The 8824-nt window shown below is 30.6% G+C and carries 8 protein-coding genes and 1 pseudogene; 1 reads left to right on the plus strand and 8 read right to left on the minus strand.

Annotated elements, in window-relative coordinates:
• From IDG60_RS00240 to mutY, 3 genes and pseudogenes are all read right to left on the minus strand, one after another.
• Positions 1–572: pseudogene (locus tag IDG60_RS00240) on the minus strand (SAV1866 family putative multidrug efflux ABC transporter); the annotation flags it as partial.
• A 290-nt stretch (positions 573–862) separates the two neighbouring features.
• Positions 863–1405 (minus strand): nucleoside tri-diphosphate phosphatase, encoded by a 543-nt coding sequence (gene ntdP, locus IDG60_RS00245; protein ID WP_000251253.1) that lies wholly within the window; start codon positions 1403–1405, stop codon positions 863–865.
• A gap of 302 nt (positions 1406–1707) precedes the next feature.
• A complete protein-coding gene (mutY, locus tag IDG60_RS00250; protein WP_000284765.1) occupies positions 1708–2745 on the minus strand; it encodes an A/G-specific adenine glycosylase in 1038 nt (345 codons plus the stop codon).
• A 151-nt stretch (positions 2746–2896) separates the two neighbouring features.
• Between mutY and IDG60_RS00255 the strand changes: the two genes are divergently transcribed.
• Positions 2897–3874, plus strand: a complete 978-nt coding sequence (locus IDG60_RS00255; RefSeq protein ID WP_000379098.1) for a metal-dependent hydrolase — start codon at positions 2897–2899, stop codon at positions 3872–3874.
• 260 nt (positions 3875–4134) lie between these two features.
• Here IDG60_RS00255 and IDG60_RS00260 read toward each other — a convergent pair whose 3' ends face one another.
• The 5 genes from IDG60_RS00260 to sgtB all read right to left on the minus strand — a co-directional run bounded on the left by IDG60_RS00260 (position 4135) and on the right by sgtB (position 8692).
• A complete protein-coding gene (locus tag IDG60_RS00260) occupies positions 4135–4971 on the minus strand; it encodes a membrane protein (protein WP_000886462.1) in 837 nt (278 codons plus the stop codon).
• Positions 4972–4979: 8 nt separating this feature from the next.
• A complete protein-coding gene (locus IDG60_RS00265; protein WP_000535850.1) occupies positions 4980–6497 on the minus strand; it encodes an ATP-binding cassette domain-containing protein in 1518 nt (505 codons plus the stop codon).
• 14 nt (positions 6498–6511) lie between these two features.
• A complete protein-coding gene (locus IDG60_RS00270) occupies positions 6512–6826 on the minus strand; it encodes a YfhH family protein (protein ID WP_000435806.1) in 315 nt (104 codons plus the stop codon).
• Positions 6804–7622 (minus strand): recombination regulator RecX, encoded by an 819-nt coding sequence (gene recX / locus IDG60_RS00275; RefSeq protein ID WP_001124422.1) that lies wholly within the window; start codon positions 7620–7622, stop codon positions 6804–6806. The genes IDG60_RS00270 and recX overlap by 23 nt, the downstream gene beginning before the upstream one ends.
• 260 nt (positions 7623–7882) lie before the next feature.
• Entirely contained in the window at positions 7883–8692 is an 810-nt protein-coding gene (sgtB, locus tag IDG60_RS00280; protein ID WP_000830380.1) for a monofunctional peptidoglycan glycosyltransferase SgtB, read from the minus strand.
• Between the last annotated feature and the right edge of the window lie 132 nt (positions 8693–8824).

Genomic DNA, 8824 nt, shown 5'->3' on the forward strand with positions numbered 1-8824 from the left:
TCACGCGTCAATTTTCTTAATCTTCCAAAGAAAACGTACACCGTTAAAATGTAAAATGGGAAGATAAACAGTGCTGCTAAAGTCAATTTCACATCTAAAAAGAACATTATGGATAGTGCAATAATAATTGTTATACAATCTAACCAAATATTCATTAACCCGGTTAAAATGAAATCTTTTGTTTGTTCAACATCATTAATCACTCTAGATATTACTTGACCTACTTGATTATTAGCATAAAATCTCGCACTTAAAGCTTGTAAATGGTTATATAACTTTTTACGTATATCATACAATATTTTATTACTTGTCCATTGCGCCAAATATTGACGTATAAATTCAATTGGTGGTCTCACTATTACAAAAATAAATAATGCGATACCAATGGCAATAGTTAAATGATGAACTTTTTCATCAGTCGTTAGTGCGTGGTTATTAATCACGCCATCTATTGCATATTTAATTAAAAGTGGTATAAGCATTGGTATACCAAACTTAATTATCCCAACAATAATCGTTGCAAAAATACGATATTTATATGGCTTAACAAATTGCAAATATCGTTTAATCATACAATCCCCCCTAATCTATTGCCCTATCCTATTCATAAGCATAAAAATGAATAGAGGTTGGATACATAATTTGTAGATGTAAATTCTTCTTACAATTTACATTTTTAAAATTAAGATATCTCAACCTCTGTCATATTCATGTGATTAAATACGTTGTCTTATTCGTATGTTATATTCTATTCAATTTAATCTATGGATACTGTGTCCCCACACGACAGCAAAAGTTATCATACTTCTTTACATCACTAAGTCAATATAAATGATTTAATCAGTATTTACACTTTATTTGCTTAATACTGTCTAATTTTTTTGTAACGTTCTTTCCAAACTTTGATAAAATCTGGCGCGAATGGGCCCTTCTTCTGTTCTATCCATTGTTGAAGAATGTCCACGTTGCGTCTTAAAATAATATCAATATCATGCGGATAATTCATTTGATTCATATGTTGTTCATATTCATCTTCATCTAATAAATGATACTTTCCGTTTGGATATACTTTAATATCTAAATCATAGTCTATATATTTTAATGCCTCTTCATCACAAACAAATGGTGATGACAAATTGCAATAGTAATAAATTCCATCTTCTCTAAACATGCAGATAACATTAAACCAATATTCTGAGTGAAAGTAAACAATTGCCGGTTCACGTGTTATCCAAGTTCTTCCGTCACTTTCAGTCACTAACGTATGATCATTGCCACCAATGACAACATGATCAGTACCCTTTAATATTGTTGTTTCAGACCAAACGCGATGAATCTTACCATCATGTTTATAACTCTGAATTTTAATGTTTTCCCCTTCTTTAGGTATGGATTCTCTGACCATACTCCACACCACCTTCTGTTAATTTAACCATTATAAATTATAGCATATTTCAGAAATAGTATTATATAAATACATATTTTTACGAAATAAGATTTTACTACTTAATGATTAAACTCGGTAATATTGCTAAGTACTACAACAGAGATTTACATGTCCCATTTAAAGTATGTAAAATCATCACTTTTATAAATCAACACTTTAACTTTTTGACATTGTTATCCTATGAGATTTAAAGATATCATTTATACATTTTTAAAATTAATGTCACTATGTTTTCCGATAATATTACCAATCATCGAATGTTACCCATTTATAAATTGATAAATCTTTGACATAGGTACAGGGAATGTATATTGGTCTCGATCACTTAAATTAAACCAAATCATGTCATCTGGTAATGTTTCAATGTTAATTGCTCCTGAAGCGGCGTATACTTTAATCTTCCATGTTAAATGAGTAAATTGATGCTTCAACTCAAAAATAGGTGTTTCTACTGGTTGAATGTCATGACCGATTTTTTCAGTCATTTTACGTCTAGCATGCTCACTTTCAAACATAGGAAATTGCCACATACCATGCAATAATTTTTCGCTACGCTTTTGCAACAGATATTGACCTTGATTATTTCTAATTAAAAAGACGGATTGCTCAATTACTTTTTTACTTACATTTTTAGATTTAACAGGTAACTTTTCAAATGTACCTTTATCAAATGCCTCACAGTTTTCTTGAACTGGACAAAATAAGCATAATGGATTTTTTGGTGTACAAATTAATGCCCCTAATTCCATCATAGCTTGATTAAACGTTCCAGCTTCTGTAGTAACATACGGTAACAATTCTTGTTCGTACGATTTCCTCGTCGATTGTAATTTAATATCTCGATAGTCATCATTCAATCTAGACCATACTCGAAAAACATTTCCGTCTACAGTTGCTAGTGGTACATTATATGCAATGCTCATTACTGCAGCTTGTGTGTATGGGCCAACACCTTTTAACGCTTTAAATTGATCAGGATCTTTGGGAACTAAGCCTTCATATTTATCATAAACTTCTTTAATCGCCGTATGAAAATTTCGAGCTCTACTATAATATCCTAAGCCTTCCCAATACTTTAACACTTCATCTTCCGAAGCTTGACTCAAAACTTCCACAGTTGGAAATCGTTCAACAAAACGATGATAATAGTCAATAACTGTTTTAACTTGTGTCTGTTGTAACATGACCTCACTTAACCAAATATAGTACGGATTGGTCGTTTGTCGCCATGGCATTTCTCTTTGATTTTCATCAAACCAGTGTATCAAATTTTCTTTAAAACTAGACTGCTGATACATTTATAAAACCCTTTCCTCACCAAAATTAATTGTCTTTACTCATAATGTTTTTATTGTACATTAAAATCATGGTTAGTATGTAAGTTAATTTAGTTATTTGCGAAATTGGATTATAATAGTATATATAATATTATGAAATGAGTGAACTGATATGGACACTGCAACACATATCGCAATTGGGGTGGGCCTTACAGCACTTGCAACTCAAGATCCAGCAATGGCTTCTACGTTTGGTGCAACAGCTACAACCCTTATCGTTGGTTCATTAATTCCTGATGGGGATACTGTTCTTAAATTAAAGGACAATGCAACATATATTTCGCATCATAGAGGTATCACGCATTCCATCCCTTTCACAATACTATGGCCAATTTTAATTACATTTTTAATATTCACGTTCTTTAGTGGAACCAACCCATTTCATGTATGGATGTGGGCTCAGCTCGCAGTATTTTTACATGTCTTTGTAGATATATTCAATTCTTATGGTACACAAGCGCTTAGACCTATCACAAACAAATGGATTCAATTAAGTGTGATTAACACATTTGACCCTATTATTTTCACAGTTCTTTGTATTGGTATTGTATTATGGGTTATAGGCTTGCATCCATTTGCAGTCTTCTTTCCTATAATCGCTTTACTAATCATTTATTACATGATTCGTTTTAAAATGAGAGCCGTAATTAAGCAACAAGCTTTAAAAGCAATTCAACAAGAGCATCACCCTGTTAAAGTATTTGTTGCGCCAACAATAAAATTTATGGAATGGCGTGTCGCGATACAAACTGATGCACATGACTATGTTGGAAAAGCATATGGTAGGAATGTGGTGTTTAGTGATAAAGTGGAACGTCAAACATTATCAACAGACTCCATTTTATGGAAAGTCAAAGGTAATAAAGATATACGTACTTTTTTAAACTTTTCATCAATCTATCGTTGGCAAACAACAACGTTAGCAGATGGTTCTACTGAAATTCGTTTGATTGATTTGCGTTATTTAAAAAATGATCATTATTCATTTGTGGCAATTGCACATGTAACAAACGATAATGTCATAGACCACTCTTATATTGGCTGGGTATTTACAGAAGATAAGTTACAACGTAAACTGTATGCTAAATAATTTCAAGTTATTATTCACTAAAGTTAATCTATAAAAAATGAACAACCGGGCAGAATGAAAATCAAAACGATTTTTACTCTGTCCGGTTTTTTAATGTAAAACTATGAATGCTTTTACAAAATCTAAAATTTATATTGTTGCTAACAAACTACCTTTAATGACTCGAAATATCAAAATCAGTATAGGAAAACAATATCTAGATGATATTCTAATTGTTTCTGATTCTCACAGATTAATTTACACAACAGGTCAGCTAAACATCATGAAGAAGTATCCGCCTCGTCTGTACTATCATTTGAAACATCTTGTTGATTATCAGTTTGTGTCACTTTAGATGTTTTATTATAAATTGCGTGTGTCGTATACCTTGCTAATACGAAATTTACTGCAGCTATTAAACATAAGAATAAAATAAAGTAAAAATGATATGGAATGTTTTCCATACTTGATATACCAAATATGATAGATTGTGCTATACCATTAACAATGTAATACATTGGATTCAGCATTAGGATGTGATTGATAAATACATGATTTGGATTTGGTATGAAAATAATTGGTAACAATAAGATACACAATACACAAACCCCATAAAATATGATATTTATTTTTTCAGTTAACAGTCGAATAAGACCAAAAGTAACGGATATTAATCCTACAAAAATAGTTGCCATCACAATAAAATAGAATAGCGCTATATATGATGTTTCGAAGTTTACTGGTTTAACCAATGCACTAATCATCGTCAAAATGACTAGCATAATAAAACTTAAAATAGACATAATAACTACTGGCGTCGCTGCGGAAATATTAAATAACTTAGTCACTAAAAAGTCATTCATATAATGATGATAAGAGATATAAATTGTGAACATCAATACCGCAAAAACAATCAATGCAATAATTCTAAATAACCATCGCACCTCTTTAACATCGGTCAAATGACTAAAGGAAAATAGCGTTTCACTTGCAATAATAAGTATTAAACATGCAGCTAATACGATTAGAAAACTTTTCCAACTTTGTTTTAAACGTTCTGTTACATACCTTTTAGTATGCGGTAAGTTTTTAAAATATAAAATAATATTATCTAGCATCTTTACACCTACAATTCAATATAAATCCATTTGTCTTCTTTCAAATTGGCAATACAATATCCATTCCCAACTTTAGTAATCCAAATGTTATTGTTAATATTAAACTTATCTTTTAATTCTTTTTTATCTACAATTGGATAAACAAAACCGTATAACTGATTATTATCATTGAAAAGTAATTGTATCGGTTGTTGTGTAACGGATGCAACGAAACGGTTATCATCATCAGGAACTAAAGTTTTTATAACTGAACTATGCTTTTTATGTAATTGACTGTTAAAGTATGCATAGTAATTACTATAATTTGATTTCATATATGGCGCTAATTTTTTAAAACTATGCGTTTGATATAAACCTGCCGGGTTAAAATATTCTAATTTATCTTTACTAACATAGTAAGTCTTATTATCGGCGGTAACACGATAATTTTTACTATTTTCGCCAGTAATTGTAACTACACTATATTTTGGAATTGTGACTTGTTTATCCCCTTGCATATCCACACTGCCATTAAAAGCAATTCCATAAGCTAACTTTTCGCCATATGGATCTTTATTTTCATTTTGCATCGTAGCACGATTCGTAAAATCTGTTATCGAAATAATTCCTATATTATTGAAAATGAGCAACATCATCAATGCTAAGCCTAAAATAGTACCTGAGGCTAAAGTCCAAAAACGCACTAAAAACTTAGGCGGTTTTGCATGATTATAGCGCTCAACGCGTTTGAAATTATAGGTCATCTCTGGTATTCTTGTACGATTCTTTTTCCAATCTAAATCAAAGTTTTCAATTTCTTCTTTTGAGTTTAAACTTAATCGATCACGTTCATGTTCTTTAAAAGATGGAATAACTTGTTTAAGTGACCCTTCCATTCTTAATTGACCATGTGAAAACCAAGCTATATAGTTACTCACTTGTGAAATTTTATCAATATCATCACCAATTGACACAATCGTTAAATTATTTTCAATATAATCATTTGTTAATTCAATCGCACGTTCCATAAATTGTGGTGTTAAATAGTCAATAACATGATTTAAAATAATAATATTTGATTTTGATGAGCGTGCAATACTTAATAGTAATTGAGCGTATGCCGCTTTCGAAATATGGTTAACCGGCTTCGTTTTATAATCGCCTAAATGTGCATATTGAATAATCTGTTCAGCTTTATGATCATTAATTTCATATGGAAATAGTTGAACTAACTGCGCTGTGTAAGCTTCAACAGTTTGATGAATTAACGATTGATCTTCAATATATCCGTAGAACAAATCTTCAGTACAAACTACTTTACCTTTATCAGGTTTAATTGCACCTGCCAACAATTGACCTACCAACGCTTTGGAAGATTCAGGTTCACCAATTATACCTAATGCTTCTCCTTGATAAATATGTAAACTAATATTGTTTAAATCGATATCTTCAGCATCATATCCAAAAGATAAATACCATTTCTTATTCTGTTTATTCCTATAGTAGTGTGTTACTTTTAGTAACTTTAAAACAATTGAACTTCCCATCTATTTTCATCCTTCTATAATTGTAATAACGCTATAGGTAAGCCTTCTTCGGGTTCATCGCTATTAAATCTAAACCCCCACGCAAAAATACCTTTTAATCTTTCTACTTTAAAATATTGATTACTGCCATCAGTCAGTTTATAAATTTTACCAATTTCTATCTTTTTTCTGTCTACTAAGTAACTTTCGGCAACAATTACTTTACTTTGATAAACGTCATATTCATTTAAAATACCATTCATCTCAGCTTTTCTCATTTTCTCTTTATAAAGTTGTATTTCGTGTCTTAATTCTGGCTCAGACATCTCACTCAATTTCTTCTGTTCCATCGGCAATACCACTTTCTTCTAATTTAGCTTTAATTTTATCATATTTATATCCTTTTCTCATAAGGCCTTCGATAGTTTTTGAAATTAATTTCTGTTGCGTGTACTTCTTTCGATTTTTATTATAAATTTTTTCTAAATCTCGTTGTAATAAATCGTCTAAAACCGCTTCATCTTGTGTAAAATCCATTTCATTCAATACAGCATGAATGGTTTCCATTTCAAACCCTTTTTGAATTAAAGATTGCATTACTTTTTCTTTAACCTTATTTTGTGGTCCTTTTTTTGTTTTAGATATTTTTTCAGCAATTTGGATAATATCATCAAGTTCCTGTTGTTCTCTATAAAGTTCTGTAAACATTTCAATGATATTTGGTTCTATACCAAGTTGATAAAGTTTTTGTTGATAAATTTTAGGTCCTTTATCTGTCGTGCGAATCATTGTATTTTTTAAACTTTCCGCATAATCTTGATGGTCGATTAACTTTTCGCGATAACAATATTCAATCACTTCAGAAATCGCTTGCTCTGATATCTCTTCTTTTTGTAAATATTGAATAACTTCTTTTTCAGTTCTCTTTTTATATGATAAATATTGGATTGCTTTGTTTAAACCTATGCGATAATGATCATACTTTTGAATCTCTGCCATGTCAGCAGCTTCAAGTTGTTGCCCTTTTTTTAAATTAAATTTGACTAATGTATCGATATCTATACCCATTTCAAATTGTTCGTCTAAAAAAAGATTAAAACGTTCTTTGTTTTTCTTTTGAACTTCTATTTTAGTAATCTTCGGCACTGGATCACCCCGTTACTTTCTCAAGTTTTAATACAATACTCTTTTATTATTCAATAAGCCACTTCCTATAGCAAATGTTTAACTTTAAATATTTTTCGATGCTAACAAAAAATCACACTATCATCTTTTAAAATGAAAGTGTGATTACAAGCAAATCTGTAAAATTTATTAAGCAGAAACAATTCAACTTTATCATTATGACATTTCAATTAAACCTTCTACATTATAGTTCCAAGCATCTTACACATGAATGCAAGTATTTAACGATTTAATTGTGACATAGCCTGTTGATATTGTGTTTCATTGATATAATTTTGTTGCTTCATTTTTTCTAAGTTCGTGCTTACACGTTGCGTAAAATTCTCTGACATATTATTGATATTATATACGCTAGGTGCATTGACTTTACTAGCTAAAATAGCGCTTTGTAAAACTGTTATGTGAGACATTGTTGTACTATTTTTATTCACGGTTGTTCCAAAGTAATGGTTTGCTGCGCCCTCAAGCGTATATTGATTATCCCCAAAGTAAATATTATTTAAATAAAAGCTTAAAATTTCGTTCTTATTATATTGTTTTTCAACTCGATGAGCTACAAATAATTCTTTTACTTTTCTAGTAAATGAACGATCATTATCATAAAAATAATTTTTGACAACTTGTTGTGTAATGGTACTACCACCTTGCACATCTCTGTCGCTAATCGTTGAAAATAAAGCTCTAGTTGTACCTTTCAAATCGAATCCATGATGATTGTAGAATCGTTCATCTTCCATTGAAATAAAGGCACCTTTAACATACTCTGGCATGTTATCAGCTGACACAAAACTACTTTTATTTTCAATTTTTCTTAGTTCATCCACATTATCGCGTGTAGATAAAAAATACATGATACCAATAAACAATGCGATAATGATTAGAATGGTTAATAATATTTTTAATAGTATTCGTTTACTTTTTTTCTTTTTCGGCGGTTTGCCAACTGGTTGATAATACGTATTATAGTGAGGTTCGTGTTTCATATGCTCAAAATGTTCATTTGAGTTTGAGTACCTATCGCTTCTTTTCATGCGTTTGCTCCTTCTTTTAAAACTCACTTAGTATATACCTTGAGTTTACCAGTACTATCACAAATAGGCTACACTTTTTGGGAAAATCAGTCCAAGGGCTTACAATCGTATACGCCATCATACTTACTTTTT

The sequence above is a fragment of the Staphylococcus sp. EG-SA-2 genome (assembly GCF_017152085.1).

Bases quoted from the DNA above. Each gene is read 5' to 3' on its own strand.
- mutY (WP_000284765.1), bottom strand. From the start codon at position 2,745: ATGTATCAGCAGTCTAGTTTTAAAGAAAATTTGATACACTGGTTTGAT.
- IDG60_RS00270 (WP_000435806.1), bottom strand. From the start codon at position 6,826: ATGGAACAGAAGAAATTGAGTGAGATGTCTGAGCCAGAATTAAGACAC.
- sgtB (WP_000830380.1), bottom strand. From the start codon at position 8,692: ATGAAAAGAAGCGATAGGTACTCAAACTCAAATGAACATTTTGAGCAT.
- IDG60_RS00260 (WP_000886462.1), bottom strand. From the start codon at position 4,971: ATGCTAGATAATATTATTTTATATTTTAAAAACTTACCGCATACTAAA.
- IDG60_RS00255 (WP_000379098.1), top strand. From the start codon at position 2,897: ATGGACACTGCAACACATATCGCAATTGGGGTGGGCCTTACAGCACTT.
- ntdP (WP_000251253.1), bottom strand. From the start codon at position 1,405: ATGGTCAGAGAATCCATACCTAAAGAAGGGGAAAACATTAAAATTCAG.
- IDG60_RS00265 (WP_000535850.1), bottom strand. From the start codon at position 6,497: ATGGGAAGTTCAATTGTTTTAAAGTTACTAAAAGTAACACACTACTAT.